This is a genomic window from Pseudomonas benzenivorans (genome assembly GCF_033547155.1).
Taxonomy (GTDB): domain Bacteria; phylum Pseudomonadota; class Gammaproteobacteria; order Pseudomonadales; family Pseudomonadaceae; genus Aquipseudomonas; species Aquipseudomonas benzenivorans_B.
Genome location: NZ_CP137892.1, coordinates 2,927,637 through 2,950,079, shown reverse-complemented (window position 1 = coordinate 2,950,079; position 22,443 = coordinate 2,927,637). Strand labels below are relative to the sequence as shown.

Sequence of the window (22,443 nt, the reverse complement as noted above, 5' to 3'; positions counted from 1 at the left end):
CCGCCCTGGCGATGGCCTGCGCAGGGGGCGCCTGGCGGGCTTGCGGCGCACTGGCAGCTTGTGGTTCGAGCGATCTGCAGGCAGCATGCGGCCTGTCCCGGGGCCGACGCTAAGGTGCTCGCCCGCCAGGGGCGACTTCCAGTGCACCCTGCGTCATCTGAGTCGAAGGAGCGAGTGAGTGGGCCCAATCAGAGCCAATCCGTTACGCGCCCTCGATTGGCGGTGGGTGTTCGGTGCGCTGCTGCTGTGGGGAGGCTTGGTTAGCCTGGTGACCGGCGTTGCCGGGCGCGCCGAACGGGAGCACATGCTGGCCCTGTTGAACTACGGGCTGCAGTCGTCGAGTCAGCTGCGCCTGGAGTCCCTGGCGCGCCAGGTCGACCGACGCCGCCATCAGGTGCGCCTGCTCGCCAAGCTGCCGCCCGTTTTCGGCCTGGCGCGGGCCAGTCGCAATCAGGGTTTCGATGCGCTCGAGCAGATCTCCCAGGAAGCCTGGCAGCGGCGCCTGGAAAGCATCTTCTCCGCCTTCGCCACCACCACCCCCAACGTGCTTCAGGTCAGCCTGATCGGCGTCGCCGATGGGGGGCGCGAGTTAGCGCGGATCGTTCAGCGCGGCGGCCGGGTCCAGGTGCTGGACCCCTCCCAGCTACAGCGCAGGGGCGATAGTACCTATTTCCGGGAGGCCGTCAGGCTGCGCAACAACGAGGTGTTCGTCTCGGATATCGAGCAGGAGCCAGGGAGCGCCGAGCAACAGTCGTCGGCGGTGCTGACGATGCGGGTGGCGGCCCCGGTCATCGGCGACGATGGCGCGCTGTTCGCCATCGTGCTGGTCGAGTTGGATGCCAGCCGGCTGCTGGCCTCGCTACGAGCCAGCCCGGACGAGCGGCAGTTGCGGGTCTACGTGAGCACTCGGGACGGCGACTTCCTGCTGCATCCGGATTCCGGCAGCGGCATGGCGGGCAGCGCCCGAACCCGGCGTTGGCAGGACGAGTTCCGCGGAGCCGATGCGCCCGGGGAGCGCATGCAGCCGGTCGTATTGGCGCCAGGTACCGGCGCCTATGCCATCAGCCGCCGGATGGCGCTCAATCCGGGCACGGGCGATGAGCGTGACCTGACCCTCACCCTGGCCATGGCGGACACTGTCGTCACGGCCGCGGTGACCAGGGCGCGCTGGACTGCCGGGCTGGCGCTGCTCGGCGGTGGGCTGCTCGTCGCCCTGCTGGCCATCGCCCTGCATTGGCAGCGTCGGGCGCTGCACCGTAGCCGGACCGAGCTGGCGGCGATAGTGGCGGGCTCCCGGGATGCGATCATCGGCAGTTCGCCGGACGGCCTGGTCACCAGTTGGAATCCGGCGGCCGAGCGGCTGTTCGGCTACCCTGCCGAAGAGGCGATCGGTCAGCGTCTGGCCGAGCTGATAGTGCCCCAGGCGCAGGTCGACGAGGACCGCATGCTTCACCTGCGCGTCTTGGGCGGCGAAGCGCTGCCCGGCGTCGAGCGCATGCGTCGGCGTCAGGACGGTAGCCTGCTGTCGGTAAGCCTGACGGTCAGCCCCCTGGTCGACCCGTCTGGCGACGTGGTCGGGCTGGCCGACACCATCCGCGCTATCGGCGCGCAGCCCCAGGCACAGGCTCCTGCCCAGGCGCTGCAAACCGTGCATGGGCACCCGGCGCAGGAGCAGGTGGCAGGTTCCGCTGCCCTGGCCCAGGCGATCCTCGCCGAGGCCGGTCATGCCGTAGTCGCCACCGATTTGGAGGGCGTCGTCACCCTGTGCAACCCGGCCGCCGAGCGCTTGCTTGGCTACGCCGCCGAGGAGCTGATCGGCCGGCAGACGCCGCTCTGGCACGACTCGCAGGAAGTCGCGCAGCGTGCCGAGGTCGTCTCGGGAGAACTGCGGCAGGCGCCGGCACCGGGCTTGGCGACTTTGCTCGGCAAGTCCCGGCGCAACCTGCCCAACCAGCAACAGTGGACCCTGATTCGCAAGGATGGCTCGCGTGTCCTGGTGTTGCTGACGATTACCGCGTTGCGCGGTGAGGGGGGGGCCATCCAGGGCTTCGTCTTCACGGCCGTGGACATCCCGCGGCAAGTGCAGGGCCGGCGCGAGCCGCCGGCAACCGAGAACCGCCCGGCCAGGACCGCCGAGCCCGCCACTGTCGCGACAGCCCCGGCGGCGGACGTGGGCGGGGCGACCAGGGCCAGCGCAAACGCCAGCCCAAGGTCGCGGGAACTGGCCGGGCTGCGCCTGCTGCTGGTCGAGGACAATCCCACCAATCAACTGGTGGCCCAGGCGCTGCTGGTCAGCGCCGGGGCCGAGGTGGAGGTCGCCAGCGACGGCCAGGCCGGGGTCGACGCGGTCGAACATGCCGAGACGCCCTTCGATGCGGTGCTGATGGATATTCAGATGCCGGGCATGGATGGCTACGAGGCCACCCGGGAGATTCGCCGCCAGCATGCTCCCGAGCAGTTGCCGATCATCGCCATGACCGCCAACGCGATGCCGGACGACCGTGCCGCCGCGCTGGCGGCGGGGATGAACGAACATGTCGGCAAGCCGTTCGAGCTGGCGACTCTGATCGCGGTGATCCAGGGGCTGACCGGCCGGGCCGCGGCGGTGGCGACGCCCACGCCCACGCCCATGGCGCCGCTGCAGGCATCACGGGCCGTGCTCGACAGCGCCACTGCGTTGCGCCGCTTCGACGGCAACCGGGCGATCTACCGGCGGGCCCTGACCAAGTTCTCCGCCGATGCCCGGGCGCAGCTGGCCGAACTTCCGACTACGCTCGATGAAGGTTGCGAGCGACTCGCCGCCCGGTTGCACAACCTGAAGGGGCTCGCCGCCACCCTGGGTGCCGAGGTGTTCGCCTCACTGGCGGGTGAGGCCGGCCAGCTGCTCGCCGGCGACTGCACGCCCGATCGTTGGGCGGCGCTGCGCGCAGCGCTGGAGGAAGCCGGTCGCGAAGCGGTCGATGCGGCCGAGGCACTGCTCGCGCAGATGCAGGAGGAAGCGGCACCGACAGGTGCGGGCATGGGCGAAGTGCTACCGCGGGAGGAGCTGCTGGCGTTGAGGCAGCTGTTGGAGGCCAATAATATGGACGCAGTGTTCGCCTACGACCGGTTGAGCGCGCACTATCAGGACGCCGCTTCGCCCTTGTTCGCCCAACTCGGAGAGGCGATAGGGCGACTCGATTTCTCCGCGGCGGCGGAGCAGTGCCAGGTTTTGTTGGAAGGCAGGGAGAGGGAATGACTGCAAACTACGGCATCGGGCCAGGCCCTTATGATCTTGGTGGTCGACGCGCACGCCTGTTGGTGGTCGATGACGAGCCGGTCTTCGTCCGGTTGATCCACCAGCTGTTTTCCGCCGAGCATGAGGTGTTCATGGCCACCAGCGGCGAGCAGGCCCTGGACATGTGCGCCAGCTCGGTACCGGACCTGATTCTGCTGGATGTCATGATGCCGGGTATGGACGGGCGGGAGCTGTGTCGGCGCCTGAAGAAGCTGCCGGAGGCCCAGGCGATCCCGGTGATCTTCGTCACCGCGCGTGAGTCCCTGGACGAGGAGACCGCCTGCTGGGCCGCCGGTGGAGTCGACTTCGTCAGCAAGCCCTTCAACCCGCTGACCTTGCGCAATCGGGTCAATGTCCACCTGGCGCTGAAGTTTCAGACCGATCGCCTGCGCGAGATGGCCTTCGTCGACGGCCTGACCGGCATCGCCAATCGTCGCCAGTTCGAGGAGCGGCTGGAGCTGGAGTTCCGCCGTTGCCGCCGCAGCGGCAGCCCGCTGGCGCTGTTGATGATCGATGTCGACTTCTTCAAGCCTTACAACGATCGTTATGGTCATCAGGCCGGTGACGAGTGCCTGCGTCAGCTCGCGTCGTTGCTGAGGGCGAGCATGAGCCGCCCCGGCGACCTGGTGGCGCGCTACGGCGGTGAGGAGTTTGTCTTCCTGCTGCCGGAAACGGACGAGGCGGGTGCACGCGTCATCGCGCAAAGGCTGGTGGATGCGGTGCGCCGGCTCAATCTGGAACACCTCGACTCCCATGTCGCCCCAGTGGTGACTATCAGCATCGGCGTGGCCGTGCTGGGGGCGGACTCGAGCGACAGCTGCGAAGCGCTCATTGCCCTGGCCGATGCTCAGCTCTATCGGGCCAAGAAGCAGGGACGCGGGCGCGTCTGCTGCGCCCTGAGCCCGGCGGATCGCGACGCTGCGGCGCAGCGCTGAGTCGCGGCGCCAGCGAGCGGGCCGCCTAGGCCCCGGGGCATTCACACCAGCGAATATTCTTCGCCTATCACCGCAGGGTCGAAGGGTTTGCGGCTGAAGACGCGCTGGACCATAGGCCGGAAGTATTCCAGGTCCGGGGTCGGGTAGCTGGGGTCGAACGACGCCTGGTCCCACTTCTCGCAGAAATCCACACACAGCTGGTAGGCCGGGTGATCCTGGTACCTGTCGCGCTCGTGGCGATCGCCGCCGAAGTGGTGCGCGTAGTAGTAGTTCTGGAACAGGCCATGGTGATGCAGCACCCAGGTGACCTCGCCACGCACATAGGGCCGGATGACTGCCGCCGCCAGTTGCGAGTGGTTGTAGGGGGCCAGGTCATCGCCGATGTCATGGATCAGGGCACCGACGATCATGTCCTCGTCGGCCCCGTCGGCCTCGGCCCGGGCCGCGCTCTGCAGCGAGTGCTGCAAGCGGCTCACCCGGTAGCCGCTCAGGCTGTGCTCCAGTGCGGCCAGGGCCTTGAGAATGCGCTCCGGCAGGTTCTGGTTGAACTCGTTTTCCAGGCGCTCGAGGAAGTGGTACTCCTCGCGCGTGCCGTCTTTCATCTGAGTGAAGTTCACGCTGTGCATCAGGCTGCGTCCTTTTCGGTTTCTGGCTGGAGGTGGAGGCTGGCGTAGCGCTCGCGCGGGCCATCTAGGTCGATGTAGCAGCCTTGCAGGTGCCGGCGGCCCTCGGAGTGATCGAAGCCGGTACGACCGTGCAGAACCCGGCTGTTATCGAACAGCATCAGTTCGCCGGCTCGCAGGGGAAAGCGGATCTCGTAGGCCGGATCGCAGAACAGCTGACCGAGGCGCTGGCGTGCCCGGTGAAAGGCCTTCATGTGCTCGACAGGAATCAGCGGCAGGCCATCGAGGCGCGGGCTGTAGTGCACGCCCAGCGTGCGGCCCTGCGCATCGGTCTTGATGATCGGCTTGTGACTGACGAGCTCGGTGCCCCGGTCGATGAAACGGAACTTGACCGCGGTGTCCTTGAGCAGGCGATAGCCTTCGGGGTCTGTCGCGGCCAGCTCACTGACCACGCGAACACTGTCCACCAGGGTCGACAGGCCGCCGGAGGTCTCATTGATCAGGCAGTGCAGCAGCTGTATGCCCGGCACCGGATCGCGATAGGGATTGTCGGTATGGGGGCCCAGGTGCACGCCGGTGTAGGCCAGATCGTTGGCGTCGGGCCGGGAGTAGACCTCGAAGTAGCGCCCGAAATTGGTTTCCTTGAGGTAACCGAACTTGCTGGCCACTTCGAGGATGCTTTCGGAGGCGGTGGGGACTCCCGTCAGGATGATGAAGCCGTGTTTCAGGTAGGTCTCGAGGGCCGCGAGAAAGCCAGTAGGCGCGGCCATGTCAGGCCAGTGGAAGCGCATCGCGGCCTGGTCGAGCGAGCTGTCCCAGGCGATGGCGGTCGGTAAACCGTCGTCCTGGGACAGCTCCGCACCCAGGCGCGAGCAGTCGTACAGGCTGCGATGGCCATCGCTGAACTCGAGCCAGGCTTGTGTCGCGGTGATGGGTTCGACCGAGCGCAAGACGATGTCCGGGTCGATCGCGTGGGAGTCGAACAGCCGCTGCTGGGTCTTGCTGTCGAGCTGCAGCGGGTCCTGGGTGCGTTCGCGCAGCCACAGCGCAGGCAGTTCGGTTAGCTCGCCGCGGAGGCGGACGTGGACCGCCGGGCGGGTCTGTTCGAAGATGAACTCGATCGTATTCACAGGCTCACTCCATGCTGCAGGACAGTGGGCGGACGGGGGCTGGTCGCGGGTGGTGCGGCACCACGACTGGCCGGGCTATTGGCCCGGTCGGGAGGCTTGCCCGGTATGTGTTCCCTGGTGTCTTCGGCGCATGGTACTCACCCGGCCGGAATCCGGCACTGGGCCATAAGTTGATGCCCAGGCATGCAGAAAATTTATGCACTGATCCCTTGGACCCCGAGCGTTGAGGCATGGGCTGGGGGCGGAGAAGTCGCTCGGCGGTGGCGGCGGAGCGTGGTGCGAGCAGGCGCCCGAGAGGGGCGTCGAAACGGCAGCGGCGCTCCGGATCGAGTCGTGCTGGGCATCGGCTGGCTGCCTTGCAGGGAGCCAGCCTTCGCGGCGGGATGCGGGGCTCAGCGCCTCGGCCCTGGCCGAGGCCCGGGGTGGTCGCTGCCGTCCCGCGCTGGTGCGCGATCTAGACCAGCGGCGGGGTCAGCCAGCGGTGGACCGGGATTTCCCGTGACTGGCGGGCAGGCGCTGGGCCGGGCGTGGCCGTTCTGGCCATCGAGTCGAGTCGCGCCTTGGGGGCGGCGTGAGGTATGCGCCGGTTGCCCAGCGTCAGCTTGAAGAGTTTGGCTAATGCCATATACGGGTGACCCTTGTTTTTATTTTTGCTGTGCAGCTCGATCGGGCTGACGAGGCGTCGCTTGGATCGAGCCGCATGAGTGTGCCACGATCTGCCGGACGCGATGCTACGTGCGTCCGCAGCCGTTGCGCCGCCTAGGATAAGCATCTTTGCTGCGGGCTGCACAGACCTTTTCTCTTGTAGCCGAGGTAAGCAGAACTCTTATGGGAACCGAGCGCAACCATCCCCCTTCGATGAAAGCCTTGGTCGCGTTCGAGGCGTCCTATCGCCTGGGCTCCATGACGGCCGCCGCTCAGGAGCAGGGCACCACGCAGCCGGTGATTTCACAGCGCATCCGCGTGCTGGAGGACAGCATCGGGCGGGTGTTGTTCGACCGTTCCGGCAACAGGCTGACGCCCACCGAACAGGGCCGTTTCCTCTACGGCGAGCTGGCCGGCGCGCTGGCGAGCATCAATACGGCGGTGGCAAAACTGCGTGACGAGGCCCAGGCCGTCGAGCCGAGCCTGTCGATCGCCGCCAATTTCGGTTTTGCCCATGCCTGGCTGCTGCCCCGGATGGGCGCCTTGCAGCAGGCGTTTCCCCGTTACCGCTTCGAGATTGCCCCGGCGGACTCCGAGTCGGCCCTGGAAATGGCCGAGGCGGACATCGCCATCCGCTTCGGCCAATTGGGCAGTTGTCGGCACAACGAGGTGCAGCTCGCTCAGGAGGTGGTGTTCCCCATCTGCAGCCCGGCTTTCGCCCGGCGCCATGGCTTGGCCGGTCGCGTGGACGAGGCGGTGCTGGCGCGGGTGCCGCTGCTGCACATGGATCAGAACAACCCGCGCTGGCTCGACTGGGCCCGCTGGTGCAGCCTGGCGGGCCTGGCGCCCGTCGCGGATGCGGCACGCTTCAAGTTCAACAATTACCCGTTGCTGCTGGGGGCGGCGCTGCAGGGCGAGGGCTTGGCGCTAGGCTGGTCGGAGCTGGTGCAGCAGCCGCTCGCCGAAGGCCGGCTGCTGGCGCTGCAACCCCGGGTGGTCCGGCGTGATCACGGTTACCTGCTGGCCAGCAAGCACCGCAACAGCAGCCTGCTCCAGCCGGTTATCGAGTGGTTCCAGGCCGAGTTCGCGCAGGCCGCGCTGAGCTGAGCGCGGCTTGCGCCGGCCCAGGTTCAGTCCAGCGACTCGTCGTCACGCTGCAGCACGTAGCGGCGTCCGTTCTCGTCGTCCACGCGGTCGTGCACATAGAACATCACCACCTCGCCCAATCCCGGCATGGTCGCCACGTAGTCGCCGATCTCGGCGGTGAAGTAGGCGGCCGATTCGGGCTTGGCTTCGCACTCGAGGGCGGCGTTCATGAACAGCTCGGGGGCGCTGTCGCCGTAGAACTCGTCCCGCTGCGCGGCATCCCAGTCCGCCGGTGGCTGGAAAGTGCCGGCGAAGAGTACCTTGGCATCGCCCAGGTCGCGCTCCTCGGCGTCGGGGTCGTTCTCGTCCGGGCGGTAGAGGGTGCAGTCCTGGGACTCCGGGTGGTCGAGGACGGCCTGGCGGGCCAGAGCCAGTTGGGGATCGAGCTGGGGCATGGAGCGCTCCGCGGTCAGGGAATCGGTAAAGTGGGCGGGTAGGCCCGAGGACGCCACGTTACAGATCCCCGTCTGCGTCGGGAAGCGCTAACGCCAGTTCAGTATCGGCCAGCCGGCGCGTTCGGCATGCATGCGCAGCAGCGGATCGGGGTTGACCGCGTGGGGGCGGCCGACCCGTTGCAGCAGCGGCAGGTCGTTGCGCGAGTCGGAGTAGAAGCAGGCGTCGTCCAGGGCGCCGCCATGCTGTTCCAGCCACGCCTGCAGGCGGCTGACCTTGCCCTCGCGGTAGGTCAGCACGCCCTGGGTGTGGCCGCTGTAGCAGCCGTGCCGCTGTTCCAGGTCGATGGCCAGCACCTCTTCGATGCCCAGCCGGGCGGCGACGGCGCTGACCAGGAAGTGCGCCGAGGCGGAGATCACCAGCAGGCGGTCGCCTGCCGTACGGTGTCGGGCCAGGCAGGCGACGGCATCGCCGTACAGCAGCGGTTCGATCACAGCCTCGACGAAGGGTTCGACCACATGGGCCACTTTCGCCACGCTGCGCCCGACCAGGGGCGAGAGGCTGAAGGCCATGTAGTCCTCCATGGCCAGCCGGCCCTCGGCGTACAGCGCCATCAGCTCGTGGTCGCGGGCCAGGAAGCTGGCGCCGTCGACCCAGCCGAGCCGGGCCATCTCCGCGCTCCACAGGCTGGCGCAGTCGCCGGCGATCAGGGTTTCGTCCAAATCGAAGATTGCCAGAGCCATCAGGCCACCTCGCGGATGGCGTGGGCGTCGATGTTCAGGGCGACGGTCTGGCCGCTGGGGTGCAGGTCGGCCGCCGAGCGATTGAGCACGTCCACCAGCAGCTCCACGCCGCGGGCCTCGACCCGGTAGCGGATGACGTTGCCGAGCAGGCTGTGGCCGCGCACCTGGGCCTCGATGCCGCCCTGGCCGCCGAGGACGATGGCCTCCGGGCGGATGGCGATGCGCCCGGCCACCGGCCGGCCGAGCAGGCGGCTGGCGCTGTTGGCGTCGAGCAGGTTGTAGTTGCCGATGAAGCCGGCGGCGAAGGCATCGACGGGGGCGGTGTAGAGGGTCTCGGCGTCGCCGCTCTGGACGATCTGGCCGGCGTTCATCAGGCAGATGCGGTCGCTCATCACCAGCGCTTCCTCCTGGTCGTGGGTGACGAAGAGGGTGGTCAGGCCCAGTTCCTGCTGGATGCTGCGGATCTGCTCGCGCAGGTGTTTGCGGATGCGCGCGTCCAGCGCCGACAACGGCTCGTCGAGCAGCAGCAGGCGCGGACGGGTGACCAGCGAGCGGGCCAGGGCCACCCGCTGGCACTGGCCGCCGGAGAGCTGGTGCGGGTAGCGCTCGGCGAACTCCCCCAGTTCGACCATCTCCAGGGCTTCGTCCACGCGGCGGCGGCTCTGCGCCTTGTCCACCTGCTGCATGCGCAGGCCGAAGGCGACGTTGCCCCGCACCGTCATGTTGGGAAACAGGGCGTAGCTCTGGAACACCATGCCGATGCCGCGCTTCTGCGGCGCCAGGGGCACCAGGTCCTCGCCGCCGAGGAGGATCTGCCCGCCGTCCACCTCGGTGAGGCCGGCGATGCAGCGCAGCAGGGTGGACTTGCCGCAGCCGGAGGGGCCGAGCAGGGTGACGAACTCGCCCTGGCCGATTTCGCAGTGGATGTCGCTGAAGATCGGGGTGGCACCGTAGCGCTTGTGCAGCCCGCGGATGGAGAGGTAACTCATGACTTGTCCTTGTTCAGACGGTTGGCGACCCAGGTGAACAGCAGCACGAAGAAGAAATAGGAGATCACCAGGGCGCTGTTGAAGTGGCCGCTGCTGTTGCGCATGTTGTTCAGGTACACCTGCAGGGTCTCGTAACGGGTGCCGACCAGCAGGTTGGCGAACACGAACTCGCCGAACAGGAAGCTGAAGGACAGGAACAGCGAGACCATCAGGCCCTTGCGCAGGTTCGGCAGCACCACCAGGAAGGCCGCCTGCCAGGTGCTGGCGCCGAGCAGCTGGGCGGCGTCCATCAGGTCGCGCAGGTTGATCGCCTGCAGGTTGTTGGTGATGGCCCGGTACATGAACGGCAGGGCGATGGTGAAGTAGCAGCCGATCAGGATCCAGGGCGTGCCGACCATGGCCAGCGGCCCGGAGCCGTAGACCTGCAGCAGGCCCACCGAGGACACCACCGGCGGTACGGCGAAGGGCAGCAGGATGAGGATGTTCATCAGCCCGTCCAGCTTGGGGAAGTGGTAGTGGACCACGAACAGCAGCGGCAGGATCAGCAGCACCGCCAGCAGCAGGGCAGCGACGCACACCAGCAGCGACTGGCCGAAGGCGGCGAGAAAGCGCGCATCGCTCCACAGCGCCAGGTACCACTTGAAGGTCAGGCCGTCCGGCAGCACGGTGGCGCCCCAGCTGGTGGACAGCGAATAGAGCAGGGTGGCGGCCAGCGGCAGCAACAGGATCAGGAACAGCAGCCAGACCACCAGGCGGTGGTAGAGGCTGGCGGGGGCGGTGTCAGCGCGCGACATGGTAGCTCCTCTTCAGCAGCAGCTGGTGGGCCAGGGTGATCACCGCCATCAGGCCGACCAGCACCATGGCCAGGGCGCTGGCCAGGTCCGGGTTGAGCGAGATGTCCCCGGAGACCAGGCCGGCGATGCGGATCGGCAGCACGTTGAAGTTGCCGGTGGTCAGGTAGTACACCGTGGCGTAGGCGCCCAGGGCGTTGGCCAGGAGGATGACGAAGGTGCCGAGCAGCGCCGGGGTCAGCACCGGCAGGCCGATGTGCCGCCAGTAGGCCCAGGTGCCGGCGCCGAGCAGTGCCGCCGACTCGCGCCAGTCCTCGCGCAGGGCGTCGAAGGCCGGATAGAGCAGCAGCACGCCGAGGGGGATCTGGAAGTAGCTGTAGAGCACGATCAGGCCGGTCTTGGAGTAGAGGTTGAAGTCCTCGATCACCCCGATCTGCTTGAGCAGGATGGTCAGGGCGCCGTTGAAGCCGAGCAGGATGATGAAGGCGAAGGCCAGCGGCACCCCGGCGAAGTTGCTGGTCATGTTGGAGAAGGCGATGACGAAGTCGCGCAGCCTCGAGTCCACCTGGCGCAGCGAATAGCTGCCGAGGATGGCGATGGCGATGCCGATCAGGCTCGACCAGAAGGCGATCTGCAGGCTGTGCTTGATCGCCTGCAGGTAGAACCTGGAGGCGAAGATCTTCTCGAAGTGGTCCAGCCCCCAGCCGTCGCCGACGCTCAGGCTGTGCACCGCGACCCAGACCAGCGGGGCGACCTGGAAGGCGATGAAGAACAGCGCGAAGGGCAGCAGGCACAGCGCCGCCAGCCACCTGCTGCGCCTGTGGAAGGCGGCGCGAGGCTGCGGCGTCACGGCCGGCCGGGTGGCGGCGATTTCGCCGCTGGATTCGATTCGGCTAGTCATTTGAGCAGCTCCCGGCAGACGGGCTTGTCGTGCTCCACGCCGAGCAGTTCGCAGACGGTGCCGCACAGCTCGGTCTGCCTGGGGCGGACCGCGGCGTCCAGGCTGAAGGCGCTGCCCAGGACGAACAGCGGCACTTCCCGTTCCTCGGGCAGCAGGCCGTTGTGCGAGCGGTCGGTGTTCATGCCGTGGTCGGCGGTGACCAGCACCTGGTAGCCGGCCTCCAGCCAGGCTTGCAGGTAGTCGGCCAGGATGATGTCGGCGCGGCGGGCGCTGTTGCGGTACTGCGGGCTGTCGAGGCCGTGCTTGTGGCCGGCGTCGTCGATGTTCATCGGGTGCACCAGCAGGAAATTCGGCTTATGGCGCAGACGCAGGTGCTCGGCGTCGGCCAGCAGGTGCGAGTCCGGGTAGTGGTCGGCGTAGTAGAAGTGGCCGTACTGGATCGGCAGGTCGGCGTCGTCGGTATGACGGTCGCGCACCGCCTCGAAGGGCGCGCGGTTGTACAGTTCGCTGACCCAGTGATAGGCCGCGGCGGCGGTGGTCAGGCCGGCGGCACGGGCATAGTGGAAGATGCTGCGCTGGTTGGACAGGCGCACCACATCGTTGTGCACCACGCCGCTGGCGATGGGCGGCACGCCGGTGAGGATGCACTCGTAGAGTGGACGCGACAGCGACGGCAGTTCGCAGTCGAGCCGGTACAGCGCGGCGCGGCCGGCGTCGCAATAGGCCTGCAGGTGACCCAGCGCATGCCGGGCCACCTGGTAATTCAGGCCATCCAGTACGACCAGGATGACGTTGTGTTTCATGGAGGTGACTGTTCCCAAACCAGTTTCAAGCACAATACCGGGGCGCCCGATGGGCGGCCCCGGCCATTCGCCCCCTTGTCGGGGCGTCATTCCATATTGATGATCACATGCTCCTGCCACAGTTGCGGCAGGGCCTTGGAGGTGGCTTCCCAGGCGGCGGCGTCCATGATCGGTCGCACCTTGGCGTACTGGGCGTTGGGCAGCAGCTTGGCCTGCACCTCGGCCGGCAGGCTCAGGTGATCGGCGCGGATCGGCCGGGCATTGCCCTTGGCCAGGTTGATCTGCCCGGCATCGGAGAGGATGTATTCGCGGGCCAGCTTGGCGGCGTTGGGGTGCTTGGCGTACTTGTTGATGATGGTGCTGTAGCCGGAGATCACCGAGCCGTCGGAGGGGATCAGCACCTCGAAGCGGCTCGGGTCGATCTGGTCGCGGTAGGACAGGCCATTGAAGTCCCACACCACGCCGACTTCCACCTCGCCCTTCTCCAGGGTCTGGATGGTCGGGTTGGACAGCGACAGGCGGCCCTGTTCGGCCAGTTTGGCGAAGAAGTCCAGGCCCGGCTGGATGTTCTTCTCGTCGCCGCCGCCGGCGATGGCCGCGGCCAGCACGCCGTTGACCGCCTGGGCGGCGGCGCTGACGTCGCCGATGGCGACCTTGTACTGGCCCTGCTGGAGGTCGGCCCAGGAGGTGGGGATGTCCTTGACCAGGTTCTTATTGACGATAAAGGCGATGGAGCCGGTATAGGCCAGCATCCAGTGGCCGTCGGCATCCTTGGCCCAGTCCGGGATCTGCTCCCAGGTGCTCGGCTTGTACGCCTGGGTCACGCCCTGCTGCACGGCGATGGGACCGAAGGCGGCGCCGACGTCGCCGATATCGGCGGTGGCGTTGTCCTTCTCGGCGGCGAACTTGGCGATTTCCTGGGCCGAGCTCATGTCGGTGTCCAGGTGCTGGAGGCCATAGAGCTTGTTCAGGTCCGTCCAGGTGTCCTTCCAGTTGGCCCAGCTGTCGGGCATGCCCACGCTGTTCACCGCGCCTTCGGCGCGCGCGGCCTGTTCCAATGCCTGGAGGTCGGTGGTGGTGGCCATGGCCTGGGTGGCCAGGGCGATGGCCGAGCCCATCAGTGAAGCCAGCAGCAGTTGTTTCATTGGAAACTCCTTTGCGATGAAGGTGTTGGTCTAGATCAGAAGGATCGAGGCCAATCTAATTAGCGGAGGTGACAGTTTTATGTCCGGCGCGCCTATGCTGTTTTTCCTGTTGTTTGCCCAGGCGGCGAAGAAGAAGCGTAGACCATGGCAAAGTGGCTGATTTCGCAGCCTGGACGCACATCTTGCGGATGTCCCGGGGAGACCTGCCCGGCTGCTGTCACCGCACGGTCATCTGGATTGCCTAGACTTGTAACAGGTTTGCCGGGCTTCGACCCGGCGTCAGAGGGCCTGGAGCGGTCCTGGACTAGTCCATATTGAGGAATCTTCGATGCGCGAAGCAGCGCCGCGTGCCGTCACCACCATCTGCCGTGCCTTGCAGGAACAGATCGAACACGGCCTGTTGGCCTGCGGCAGCAAGCTGCCGGCCGAGCGCAAGCTCAGCGAGCTGTTCGACACCACGCGCATTACCCTGCGCGAGGCCCTGGGGCAGCTGGAGGCCCAGGGGCTGGTCTATCGCGAGGAGCGCCGCGGCTGGTTCGTGTCGCCGCCGCGGCTGACCTACAACCCCTTGGTGCGTAGCCATTTCCACGCCATGGTCGGCGAACAGGGGCGGGTGCCGGCGACCGAGGTGCTCAGTGCGCGGCTGATACCGGCCAATGCGGAGATCTGTCAGTTACTGGAGTTGCCGGCGCTGTCCAGCGTCTACCAGATCCGCCGGGCGCGGCGCATCGATGGGCGCCTGGTGCTCTATGTCGAGCACTACCTCAATCCGAGCTACTTCCCCGGCGTGCTGGATTTCGACCTGACTCGCTCGTTGACCGAGTTGTATGCCCGCGAATACGGCATTCACTATGGCCGGGTCCGGTTCGACATGATGCCCACCGCGCTGCATCACGAGGCCGCCACGGCCCTCAGGGTGGCGCTGGGCAGTCCGGCGCTGCGCATCGTGCGGGTCAATCGCGATCAGCACGGCCGGCTGATCGACTGCGATCTGGAGTTCTGGCGCCACGACGCCCTGCATGTGAGCGTCGAGGTGCCGGAGTGAGTCAGCGGCCCGGCTGCCACTCGGGGTAGCGGGGCAGCTCGTCGGTGGCCAGCCAGGGGCGGTCGTGGTCGGTCCAGATATGCTGGGCCGGCCGCGCGCCGGGGTCCTGGTCGAGGGTGGCGACGCGCACGATGACATGGGGCTGGCCGGCGCGCTCGGCGACCAGTTGCGAGCCGCAGACCGAACAGAAGCGCCGCAACTTGCCCGGCGAGGACTCGTAGCTGGCCAGCCTGTCCTCGCCGCGCAGCCAGCGGAAATGCTCGCGCAGCACCCCGGCGGTGCTGGCGAAGGCCGCGGAGTGGGCCTTCTGGCAGGTCAGGCAGTGGCAATGGCCGATCGGCTTGTCCAGCTGGTCGATGGCGTAGGCAACGGCGCCGCACAGGCAGCTGCCGGCGATCATCAGGGCAGCTCCGGGCTGGTGTAGAAGGCCGTCAGCACCTTGACCAGGTGCGCCAGGTCATGGCTGCCGGCCAGCTCGCGGATCGAGTGCATGGCGAAGGTCGGCAGGCCGATGTCCACGGTGCGCACGCCCAGATGGCCGGCGGTGAGCGGGCCGATGGTCGAGCCGCAGCCCATGTCGCTGCGGGTGACGAAGCTCTGCACCGGCACCTCGTTCTCCAGGCACAGATGACGGAAGAAACCGGCGGTTTCGCTGTTGGTGGCGTAACGCTGGTTGCTGTTGATCTTGATCACCGGGCCGGCGTTGAGCTTGGGGCCGTGGTTCTCGTCGTGCTTGTCCGGGTAGTTGGGGTGCAGCGCGTGGGCGTTGTCGGCGGACACCAGCAGCGAGCGCTGGATGCAACGCACGAAGGCGTCGCCGTCCGGCAGCACGCGGCGCAGCACCTGCTCGAGCATGGGGCCGTCGGCGCCGCAGGCCGAGGTGGAACCGACTTCCTCGTGGTCGTTGCACACCAGCACGCAGCTCTCGGCGTCCGGGGCGGCCAGCAGCGCCTGCAGGCCGGCATAGCAGGACAGCAGGTTGTCCAGCCGAGCGCCGGCGATGAAGTCGCGATTGAGGCCGATCACCGCGGCGGCCTGGGTGTCGTAGAAGCTCAGCTCGTAATCCAGCACCGCATCGGCGCTCAGGCCGTGTTCGCTGGCCAACTGGTCGGCCAGTAGGGCGCGGAAGTCCGCCGCCTCGCTGCCGGTGAGCTGGGCCAGGATCGGCGGCAGTTCGGTCTGCGCGTTGATCGCCCAGCCCTGGTTGGCCTCGCGGTTGAGGTGGATGGCCAGGTTGGGGATAACCGCGATCGGCGTCTGGAAGTCGATCAGCTGGCTCTGCACCTTGCCGCTCTCGCGGAAGGTCACGCGACCGGCCAGGGACAGGTCGCGGTCGAACCAGGGGGCGAACAGGGCGCCGCCGTAGACCTCCACGCCGAGCTGGAAGAAGCCCTGGCGCTGCAGCTCCGGGTGCGGCTTGACCCGCAGGCAGGGGCTGTCGGTGTGGGCGCCGACCAGGCGCAGGCCGCCCTCGACGGGCGAGCGCTGGCCGAGCTTGAAGGCGATGATCGAGGAATCGTTGCGGGTCACGTAATAGCGGCCGCCGGCCTCGGTGTGCCAGGGCGCGCGCTCGTCCAGATGACGGAAGCCGGCGGCCTGCAGGCGCTGGGCGAGGGCGGCGGTGGCATGGAAGGGGGTCGGCGAGGCCTTGAGGAAGTCGATCAGGCCTTGGTTGAATTCTTCGCGCATGGGGCACTCCTGGCGGCAATGGCCGGAGTTTATCGGATTTGCCCGGCGCATTGGGGCGGGCATTACCCGGCCGGCTCAGGCGGGGATGGCGACGAGGCTGAGCAGTTGTCCTTGGAACTCGCCGAACTGACCCTGCAGTTCGCGGCCGGCGGTCCATTCGCGATCCAGGTCGATCAGCAAGCGCAGCCGCGCCTGGCCGTCCTCGCCACAGCTCAGCAGTTCGGCATCCTGAAAGTAGAAGCGGCGCAGCACCTGGGGATAGAGCGCCTTGAACAGGCTTTCCTTGAGCGAGAAGGTCAGGCTGACGCGCCAGGCGCGCTGCGCGGCGGACAGCGGCTGCAGGCGGCGCAGCTCGTCCGGGGTGAGGATCTCCGCGGCCAGGCGCTCGGCGCGGGCGATTGCCAGGGGCTGTTCGACATCCAGGCCCAGGCCGCGCCAGGCGCTACGCCTGGCCACCAGGGCGGCGGCCCAGCCATTGCCGTGGGTGATGGAACCGACCACGCCAGCCGGCCATTGCGGCGCCCGGTCGGCCCCTATAGGCGGCACCTGGGCCTGGCCGGTCAGGCGCAACAGGGCCTCGCGGGCACACAGGCGACCGGCGAGAAACTCCGTCTGGCGCTTGGCGACTCCTGGCACCGGGGCGATGCCGCAGCGGCCGAAGTCCTCGGCCGCCAGCCGCTCGGCCGTGAAACGGGTGCTGAGCAGCTGCACGCCGGGCAGCGCCTGGGGCAGCGGCCAGTGGTCGTGGAGCGGGGAGCAACAGGAGGGCAGGTAGGTTTCGCTCATGCCGGCATTCTGCCGAGCCTAGGCCGGCCTGTCAGCCGGCAGTGGGCGTTTACATTTCTTTGCAAAGCGGCAACAAAGCTAAACGGATAGTCGGCCGCGTATTTGCCAGACTGGCCCCGCGCTTCAATGGAGCGCAGGTGAGGTTGTAGTCGGTGCCGGTGTCTGCCGGTGTCGACCTTTTTCTCTGAATCGAGTACGGGAGCCCGTTTGGGCTCCCGTTTTTTTTGGCCTGACCGACGGCATTCGTCACTCGGGAACCCCGGGGCGGACTGTCACTCGAACCCCATACTGCCCGCCGGTTGAAGCGCCATTGCGCCGCGTGAGTCTGTTCCTGCCTGGCAGGCGTGGGCTGCATCGGGCTCTCGCGCCCTTGGCGGGCCGCTAAGTACGACGGGAGGCGAGTGATGAGTTTGCCGTGCCTGGTGTGGGCCGACCTGCGCAACGACCCCCTTGAGCCCAGCCCGGTTGACGCCCTGCAGGCGTATTTCCGACTGCGGCACGTGGTTGGCCCGGCAGACACCGTGCGGGGCATCGAGCAGAGCGCGCCACTGCTGGCCTGCTTCGAGTACGACTACCCCAACCTGAGTGGCCTCAAGGCGCTGCGGGCGACCAAGCAGGCCCATCCCTCGCTGCCGATTCTGATGCTCACCGTCCATCATTCGGAGGCATTGGCCGTGTGGGCGTTCCGCACCCGAGTCTGGGACTATCTGGTCAAGCCGTTCTCGGCCAAGGAGCTGTGGTGGCGTCTCGAGCGGTTGCTGGACGTTTTGCCGGCGGGCCAGGAGGGTGGCCGAGCAATCGCCATGCCCGTGCCCCTGATTCCCCCGGAGGCCCGCATCGGCAGGCCCGACGCCGCCGAGCGGATGACTCAATACGCCCTGACCTATGTCCAGCGCCACTACGGCGAGATGCTGCGGCTGCAGGACGTCGCCCGCTGCTGCCACATGAGCGTCTACGCGTTCAGCCGCAGCTTCAAGCGCACCTATGGCCTGACCTTCCGCGAATACCTCTGCCGGTATCGGCTGAAACGCGCCCTGGAGCTGCTGCAGCATTCGAACGCCAGCATCTCCGAGGTGGCCTGTGCCGCTGGTTTCCGCAACGCCTCCCACTTCTCCCGACTGTTTCACCAGCGCATCGGGATCACGCCGTCCCAGTATCGGGGCGATCTGCCCAGCGCCCGGCCCTGTCCAGATAACGCATAGCGTTCTGCAACGGCAGCAAAATCAGACTTTAGTCTGAAGTCCATACTGGAAGCGGGCAGTCGGCGGTCGTAGACGGTCGCTGTCGGCAGAGCCTTTCCAGTGTAGAGAGGCTCGGCGGTTCTTCGGCTATGTCCAAGCGGGGAGGGCGCGAACGCGAAGTCTGGGGCCTTGTACAGAGAAGAGAAAGGAGGAAACCATGTTTACTCATTGGTTGAAAATCTACTCGGTGCCACTGGCAATCGGCATAGCCGGAGCGGGCCTCTACGCGGGACCGGCCAGCGCAGGCACCTGCGTACTGGCGGACGGTAACCGGGACACCGGCTGGCTGCTGACCTTCGATGACGCCCAGGTGAGCAATTGCGTCTTCACCGGCAACGCCGGGATCGGCCGCAACAAGGGCACGCTCGATCTGACGCTGAACATCGCCAATGCCAAGCCCATCGACATAGGTTTCGTGCAGGCCGTGGCGGCCGCGGAGGACAGCTTCGGTCTGCGCATTACCTGGAACCTGAGCCTCAACAACAACTACCAGTTGCTGCGCGGCATCAGGGGACGGGCGTTCGACAACACGGAGAAGCTCGACGATGACGAGAACGAGTTCGTCGAGAATGCGCATCCCGGGTTCGCCCACTTCCACAACGATGGCACCTTCAACCCCGGGCCGTTCGTCGGAGCCGAGGATTGCGACTGCGAATCGGACCGCGACTTCAAGATCAAGGCCGAGGATGCCGGGACTTTCCCACTCGGCGCCGCGGGTACCGTCACGGGTATCGGTGTGCACCAGATCGAGGAGCAGGGACGCGTGCGTAGCTTCTCGGTCAGCGTCGAACCTCTGGAGGCGGAGCTGCGGTAACGCAGGTTGAGGTACAGGGCTCGACCTGCCTGCAGACCGAGGTGTTTGTCGGCGGGCCGAGTCGGGGACGCCGCCCGTAATCGACGGCAGAAGCCTTTAGGCCGCGGCTGCCCGTCGTGGCGTCGGCGGCGCTCAGGCCAGCTTCATCACCAGCACGCCGGCGAGGATCAGACCGCAGGCGAGCAGGCGGATGGGGGGCAGGGCTTCCTTGAGCCACAGGCTGCCGATCAGCAGGGCGAACAGCACGCTGGACTCGCGCAACGCCGAGACCAGCGCCACCGGCGCCTGGGTCATGGCCCAGATGACGATGCTGTAGGCCGCCAGCGACAGGGCGCCGCCGGCCAGGCCGCCGCGCCAGTGCGGCCCCAGGCGCAGGAAGGCGTCGGGGCCGCGGCTCGTTGCGACCACGCCGAGCATGACCAGCCCGTTTACCGCGAACAGCCACATCGAGTAGGACAGCGCGTCCTGGTTGTTGCGCGCGCCGATGGCATCGGACAGCGTGTAGCCGGCGATGAAGCCGGCGGTCATCAGGGCGCTGAACAGCATCGGCGCACTGAGTCCAGCCGTAGGGTGGTGGCCGCGCAGGGCCATCAGCCAGATGCCCGCGACCAGCACCAGCAGGCCGAGCCATTGGCCCTGGGGCAGGCTGTCGGCCAAGAGCGGCAGCGACAGCAAGGCGACGATCAGCGGCGAACTGCCGCGGGACAGGGGGTAGACCTGGCCCAGGTCGCCGTACTGGTAGGCACGCGACAGGAACACGTTGTAGCCGACATGCAGCAGGGCCGACAGGGCGATCCAGGGCCAGGCCGCCGCCTGGGGCAAGGCCACGAAGGGCAGGGCACAGAGTGCCACGGCACCGGCGGCGATCTGGATCAGGCAGACCGTGAGGAAACGGTCGAGGCCGATCTTGAGCAGGGCGTTCCAGCCGGCGTGCAGCGCGGCGGCGGCCATCACGGCGAGAAATACGGGGGTTTCCAAGCGGCTTCTTCCTTGTACCGGCAGGCGCGTGGCGGGTCGGTACAGCGATACTGCCATATCCGCGCGCGGCGGGCTGGCGCCAGTTGGCCGCGCCGCTCGGGCCAGCGCCCATGCTAGGCTTGGCGGCGGCCTGCTGGAGGCCGGATCAGCGAGTCTTCCCATGTCGACCTCTCCTGTCAGCGCGCATCTGCAACGCGGTACCGGCGCCTATCGGCGCGCCACCCTGGCGCTGTTCTGTGCCGGGTTTGCCACCTTCGCCATGCTCTACTGCGTGCAGCCGTTGTTGCCGCAGCTGGCCGCCGAGTTCTCGGTGTCGGCCGCCGCCAGCAGCCTGGCCCTGTCCCTGGCGACCCTGAGCCTGGCGGCGTGTCTGCTGGTGTCCGGGGCCCTGGCCGAGAGCTGGGGGCGCAAGCCGGTGATGGCCGCCGCCCTGGCCCTGGCCAGCGTACTGGGCATCGGCTGCGCCTTGGTCGAGAGCTGGGACTACCTGCTGCTGCTGCGGGCACTGCTGGGCCTGGCCCTGAGCGGTCTGCCGGCCCTGGCCATGGCCTATGTCGGCGAGGAGTTCGATCCCGAGGCGTTGCCGGCGGCGATGGGCCTGTATATCGGTGGCACGGCACTGGGCGGTCTGCTCGGGCGTCTGCTCGCCGGGGTGCTCAGCGACCTCGGCGGCTGGCAGCTGGCGCTGGGCGGTATCGCCGGGCTGGGGCTGCTGGCCCTGGCGTTGTTCCTCTGGCTGCTGCCGCCTTCCCGGCATTTCCAGGCCCATCCGTTGTCGCTGCGCGGGCTGCTGGGCAACTTCGCCCGGCACCTGGGCAACGCCGAGTTGCGTGGCCTGTTCCTGCTGGCGTTCCTGCTGATGGGCGGCTTCGTCGCGCTGTTCAACTACATGGGCTTCCGCCTGGCGGCGGCGCCGTTCAACCTGTCGCCGACCGCCATCGGCCTGCTGTTCGGCGTTTACCTGCTGGGCATCTTCAGCGCCGGCTGGGCCGGACGCCTGGTGCCGCGCTTCGGCGCCCGCCAGGTGCTGCAGGGGGGCATCGGCATCATGCTGGTCGGCGTGGCCCTGTGTGCCACGTCCTGGCTGGCGGCTGCTGTGGTCGGTTTGGCGCTGTTTACCCTGGGCTTCTTCGCCGCCCATGCGGTGGCCAGCGGTCAGGTCGGCCAGCGCGCCCGGGGCGCCAAGGCCCAGGCCTCGGCGCTGTACCTGGGGGCCTACTACCTGGGTTCCAGCCTGATCGGCTACGGCGCCGGATTCGTCTGGGAGCATGCCGGCTGGCTGCCGTTGCTGGCGGTGTTGGCCGGCCTATTCCTGTTGGCTGCCTGGCGCGCCCGGCGCTTGTAACGGCGCGGCGCCTAGTGCTCCTGGGCGCGGTAGGCGCCGGGGGTCAGCCCGGTCCACTTCTTGAATGCGCGGTGAAAGGCCGAGGGCTCGGAGAAGCCGAGCTGCTCGGCGATCTGCTGGATCGACAGTTCGTCGCGGCCCAGCTGGTAGATTGCCAGGTCACGGCGTAGCTGGTCCTTGAGCAGCTGGAAGCTGGAACCCTCCTCGCGCAGGTGGCGGCGCAGGGTCTGCGGGCTCATGTGCAACTGCTGGGCGATGCCTTCCAGGTCGGCCCAGCGGGCGCCATCGCGGCCGAGCAGGCGGCGGATCTGCCCGCTCAGGCTGTCGCCGCCATCGGGGCGAGCCAGCAGATCGGCCGGCGAGTGTTCGAGGAACTGCTTGAGTGTGCGCGCGTCCTGCAGCAGCGGCATCGCCAGGTAGCGGGCATGGAACAGCAGGCCGCTGCTGGCGGCGCCGAAGCGTCGGCGGCCGGGAAACAGCAGCTGGTATTCGCCGGCGTGGGCCGGTTCGGCGTAGGCGAAGCTGGTCTCTTCCAGGCGGATGCGCTGGCCGATCAGCCAGCTGCCGAGGCGATGCCAGATCACCAGCAGGCTCTCGACCAGAAAATGTTCCGGGTCCCACAGGCGGGAGTCGTCCACGCTCAGGCGTACCCAATCCCCTTCGCGTTCGAGGCGGATGCCCGGGGCCTCGGGGAACAGGCCGTAGAACAGCGCGCCACGCGCCAGGGCCTTGCCCAGGCTGCGGCAGTGGATGATCGCGTGGCACATCATGGCGAAGGTGCCGCGTCTGCTGCGCAGGCGGCCGAAGCCCAGGTATTCGTCGTCCAGCTGCTCCCAGAGCAGCTGCAGCAGCCGGGCGAACTGCTCGGGTGCGACGCGCGCCCGCGGCTCGTCGAGCAGCGCCGTTTGGATGCCGGCCTGGCGCAGCAGGGCGTGGCAGTCCTGGCCTTGACGTGCGGCACCCCGCAGGGCGGCGCGGACGAAGTGGCAGGCGATGGTGCGTTCGCGCATGGCGGGGCTCCTGT

At 67.7% G+C, this 22,443-nt stretch carries 21 protein-coding genes; 7 read left to right on the top strand and 14 right to left on the bottom strand.

Annotated elements, in window-relative coordinates; translation table 11 throughout:
- Positions 1–178 precede the first annotated feature (178 nt).
- Both SBP02_RS13580 and SBP02_RS13575 read left to right on the top strand, forming a co-directional pair.
- On the top strand, positions 179–3,238 hold the full coding sequence (locus SBP02_RS13580; protein WP_318642441.1) for a PAS domain-containing protein: 3,060 nt from the start codon (positions 179–181) through the stop codon (positions 3,236–3,238).
- Positions 3,235–4,212, top strand: coding sequence for a diguanylate cyclase (locus SBP02_RS13575; RefSeq protein ID WP_318642438.1), 978 nt, complete (start codon positions 3,235–3,237; stop codon positions 4,210–4,212). The genes SBP02_RS13580 and SBP02_RS13575 overlap by 4 nt, the downstream gene beginning before the upstream one ends.
- Positions 4,213–4,253: 41 nt before the next feature.
- On the opposite strand, the gene SBP02_RS13570 is transcribed toward SBP02_RS13575, so the two are convergent.
- Positions 4,254–4,838 (bottom strand): HD domain-containing protein, encoded by a 585-nt coding sequence (locus tag SBP02_RS13570; RefSeq protein ID WP_318642436.1) that lies wholly within the window; start codon positions 4,836–4,838, stop codon positions 4,254–4,256.
- On the bottom strand, positions 4,838–5,965 hold the full coding sequence (locus SBP02_RS13565) for a TauD/TfdA family dioxygenase (protein ID WP_318642434.1): 1,128 nt from the start codon (positions 5,963–5,965) through the stop codon (positions 4,838–4,840). The genes SBP02_RS13570 and SBP02_RS13565 overlap by 1 nt, the downstream gene beginning before the upstream one ends.
- Before the next feature lie 858 nt (positions 5,966–6,823).
- Between SBP02_RS13565 and SBP02_RS13560 the strand changes: the two genes are divergently transcribed.
- Complete coding sequence (locus SBP02_RS13560) at positions 6,824–7,717, top strand: LysR substrate-binding domain-containing protein (protein WP_318642432.1); 894 nt, start codon at positions 6,824–6,826, stop codon at positions 7,715–7,717.
- A 23-nt stretch (positions 7,718–7,740) separates the two neighbouring features.
- Here the strand turns inward: SBP02_RS13560 and SBP02_RS13555 are convergent, their stop codons facing one another.
- The 7 genes from SBP02_RS13555 to SBP02_RS13525 all read right to left on the bottom strand — a co-directional run bounded on the left by SBP02_RS13555 (position 7,741) and on the right by SBP02_RS13525 (position 13,521).
- Positions 7,741–8,151, bottom strand: a complete 411-nt coding sequence (locus SBP02_RS13555; protein WP_318642430.1) for a hypothetical protein — start codon at positions 8,149–8,151, stop codon at positions 7,741–7,743.
- Between the two features lie 87 nt (positions 8,152–8,238).
- A complete protein-coding gene (locus SBP02_RS13550; RefSeq protein ID WP_318642428.1) occupies positions 8,239–8,892 on the bottom strand; it encodes an HAD family hydrolase in 654 nt (217 codons plus the stop codon).
- On the bottom strand, positions 8,892–9,881 hold the full coding sequence (locus SBP02_RS13545; RefSeq protein ID WP_318642426.1) for an ABC transporter ATP-binding protein: 990 nt from the start codon (positions 9,879–9,881) through the stop codon (positions 8,892–8,894). The genes SBP02_RS13550 and SBP02_RS13545 overlap by 1 nt, the downstream gene beginning before the upstream one ends.
- Positions 9,878–10,675 (bottom strand): ABC transporter permease, encoded by a 798-nt coding sequence (locus tag SBP02_RS13540; RefSeq protein ID WP_318642424.1) that lies wholly within the window; start codon positions 10,673–10,675, stop codon positions 9,878–9,880. Before SBP02_RS13540 ends, SBP02_RS13545 begins: the two co-directional genes overlap by 4 nt.
- Positions 10,662–11,573, bottom strand: a complete 912-nt coding sequence (locus SBP02_RS13535) for an ABC transporter permease (RefSeq protein WP_318642422.1) — start codon at positions 11,571–11,573, stop codon at positions 10,662–10,664. Before SBP02_RS13535 ends, SBP02_RS13540 begins: the two co-directional genes overlap by 14 nt.
- Complete coding sequence (locus SBP02_RS13530) at positions 11,570–12,376, bottom strand: alkaline phosphatase family protein (RefSeq protein ID WP_318642420.1); 807 nt, start codon at positions 12,374–12,376, stop codon at positions 11,570–11,572. Before SBP02_RS13530 ends, SBP02_RS13535 begins: the two co-directional genes overlap by 4 nt.
- A gap of 86 nt (positions 12,377–12,462) precedes the next feature.
- Positions 12,463–13,521, bottom strand: coding sequence for an ABC transporter substrate-binding protein (locus SBP02_RS13525; protein ID WP_318642418.1), 1,059 nt, complete (start codon positions 13,519–13,521; stop codon positions 12,463–12,465).
- Between the two features lie 328 nt (positions 13,522–13,849).
- Between SBP02_RS13525 and SBP02_RS13520 the strand changes: the two genes are divergently transcribed.
- The gene (locus SBP02_RS13520) at positions 13,850–14,566 is read left to right on the top strand and encodes a UTRA domain-containing protein (RefSeq protein WP_318642416.1); all 717 of its coding nucleotides are present in this window, start codon (positions 13,850–13,852) and stop codon (positions 14,564–14,566) included.
- A 1-nt stretch (position 14,567) separates the two neighbouring features.
- On the opposite strand, the gene SBP02_RS13515 is transcribed toward SBP02_RS13520, so the two are convergent.
- The 3 genes from SBP02_RS13515 to SBP02_RS13505 all read right to left on the bottom strand — a co-directional run bounded on the left by SBP02_RS13515 (position 14,568) and on the right by SBP02_RS13505 (position 17,041).
- Positions 14,568–14,966, bottom strand: coding sequence for a GFA family protein (locus SBP02_RS13515; protein WP_318642414.1), 399 nt, complete (start codon positions 14,964–14,966; stop codon positions 14,568–14,570).
- Positions 14,966–16,255 carry a M18 family aminopeptidase gene (locus SBP02_RS13510; protein WP_318642412.1) on the bottom strand — a complete coding sequence of 430 codons (1,290 nt, stop codon included), beginning with the start codon at positions 16,253–16,255 and terminating at the stop codon, positions 14,966–14,968. Before SBP02_RS13510 ends, SBP02_RS13515 begins: the two co-directional genes overlap by 1 nt.
- A 75-nt stretch (positions 16,256–16,330) precedes the next feature.
- On the bottom strand, positions 16,331–17,041 hold the full coding sequence (locus SBP02_RS13505) for a 4'-phosphopantetheinyl transferase family protein (RefSeq protein ID WP_318642410.1): 711 nt from the start codon (positions 17,039–17,041) through the stop codon (positions 16,331–16,333).
- A 404-nt stretch (positions 17,042–17,445) separates the two neighbouring features.
- On the opposite strand from SBP02_RS13505, the gene SBP02_RS13500 reads away from it, so the two are divergent.
- Both SBP02_RS13500 and SBP02_RS13495 read left to right on the top strand, forming a co-directional pair.
- Positions 17,446–18,243: a helix-turn-helix transcriptional regulator gene (locus SBP02_RS13500; RefSeq protein ID WP_318642408.1), complete on the top strand. Its 798-nt coding sequence runs from the start codon at positions 17,446–17,448 to the stop codon at positions 18,241–18,243.
- A 196-nt stretch (positions 18,244–18,439) separates the two neighbouring features.
- Positions 18,440–19,096: a hypothetical protein gene (locus SBP02_RS13495; protein ID WP_318642406.1), complete on the top strand. Its 657-nt coding sequence runs from the start codon at positions 18,440–18,442 to the stop codon at positions 19,094–19,096.
- 132 nt (positions 19,097–19,228) lie between these two features.
- Here SBP02_RS13495 and SBP02_RS13490 read toward each other — a convergent pair whose 3' ends face one another.
- Positions 19,229–20,074, bottom strand: a complete 846-nt coding sequence (locus tag SBP02_RS13490) for an EamA family transporter (protein WP_318642404.1) — start codon at positions 20,072–20,074, stop codon at positions 19,229–19,231.
- Positions 20,075–20,234: 160 nt separating this feature from the next.
- Here SBP02_RS13490 and SBP02_RS13485 point away from each other — a divergent pair, with 160 nt between their 5' ends.
- Positions 20,235–21,419, top strand: a complete 1,185-nt coding sequence (locus SBP02_RS13485) for an MFS transporter (RefSeq protein ID WP_318642401.1) — start codon at positions 20,235–20,237, stop codon at positions 21,417–21,419.
- Positions 21,420–21,430: 11 nt separating this feature from the next.
- Here SBP02_RS13485 and SBP02_RS13480 read toward each other — a convergent pair whose 3' ends face one another.
- Positions 21,431–22,429 (bottom strand): AraC family transcriptional regulator, encoded by a 999-nt coding sequence (locus tag SBP02_RS13480; protein ID WP_318642399.1) that lies wholly within the window; start codon positions 22,427–22,429, stop codon positions 21,431–21,433.
- Positions 22,430–22,443 lie beyond the last annotated feature (14 nt).

What these genes read in the sequence shown, in the direction of transcription:
- SBP02_RS13570 (WP_318642436.1), bottom strand. Translation starts at nt 4,838, where the DNA reads ATGCACAGCGTGAACTTCACTCAGATGAAAGACGGCACGCGCGAGGAG.
- SBP02_RS13555 (WP_318642430.1), bottom strand. Translation starts at nt 8,151, where the DNA reads ATGCCCCAGCTCGATCCCCAACTGGCTCTGGCCCGCCAGGCCGTCCTC.
- SBP02_RS13550 (WP_318642428.1), bottom strand. Translation starts at nt 8,892, where the DNA reads ATGGCTCTGGCAATCTTCGATTTGGACGAAACCCTGATCGCCGGCGAC.
- SBP02_RS13530 (WP_318642420.1), bottom strand. Translation starts at nt 12,376, where the DNA reads ATGAAACACAACGTCATCCTGGTCGTACTGGATGGCCTGAATTACCAG.
- SBP02_RS13485 (WP_318642401.1), top strand. Translation starts at nt 20,235, where the DNA reads ATGTCGACCTCTCCTGTCAGCGCGCATCTGCAACGCGGTACCGGCGCC.
- SBP02_RS13495 (WP_318642406.1), top strand. Translation starts at nt 18,440, where the DNA reads ATGTTTACTCATTGGTTGAAAATCTACTCGGTGCCACTGGCAATCGGC.
- SBP02_RS13540 (WP_318642424.1), bottom strand. Translation starts at nt 10,675, where the DNA reads ATGTCGCGCGCTGACACCGCCCCCGCCAGCCTCTACCACCGCCTGGTG.
- SBP02_RS13510 (WP_318642412.1), bottom strand. Translation starts at nt 16,255, where the DNA reads ATGCGCGAAGAATTCAACCAAGGCCTGATCGACTTCCTCAAGGCCTCG.
- SBP02_RS13535 (WP_318642422.1), bottom strand. Translation starts at nt 11,573, where the DNA reads ATGACTAGCCGAATCGAATCCAGCGGCGAAATCGCCGCCACCCGGCCG.
- SBP02_RS13500 (WP_318642408.1), top strand. Translation starts at nt 17,446, where the DNA reads ATGAGTTTGCCGTGCCTGGTGTGGGCCGACCTGCGCAACGACCCCCTT.
- SBP02_RS13515 (WP_318642414.1), bottom strand. Translation starts at nt 14,966, where the DNA reads ATGATCGCCGGCAGCTGCCTGTGCGGCGCCGTTGCCTACGCCATCGAC.
- SBP02_RS13560 (WP_318642432.1), top strand. Translation starts at nt 6,824, where the DNA reads ATGAAAGCCTTGGTCGCGTTCGAGGCGTCCTATCGCCTGGGCTCCATG.
- SBP02_RS13525 (WP_318642418.1), bottom strand. Translation starts at nt 13,521, where the DNA reads ATGAAACAACTGCTGCTGGCTTCACTGATGGGCTCGGCCATCGCCCTG.
- SBP02_RS13575 (WP_318642438.1), top strand. Translation starts at nt 3,235, where the DNA reads ATGACTGCAAACTACGGCATCGGGCCAGGCCCTTATGATCTTGGTGGT.
- SBP02_RS13545 (WP_318642426.1), bottom strand. Translation starts at nt 9,881, where the DNA reads ATGAGTTACCTCTCCATCCGCGGGCTGCACAAGCGCTACGGTGCCACC.
- SBP02_RS13505 (WP_318642410.1), bottom strand. Translation starts at nt 17,041, where the DNA reads ATGAGCGAAACCTACCTGCCCTCCTGTTGCTCCCCGCTCCACGACCAC.
- SBP02_RS13520 (WP_318642416.1), top strand. Translation starts at nt 13,850, where the DNA reads ATGCGCGAAGCAGCGCCGCGTGCCGTCACCACCATCTGCCGTGCCTTG.
- SBP02_RS13480 (WP_318642399.1), bottom strand. Translation starts at nt 22,429, where the DNA reads ATGCGCGAACGCACCATCGCCTGCCACTTCGTCCGCGCCGCCCTGCGG.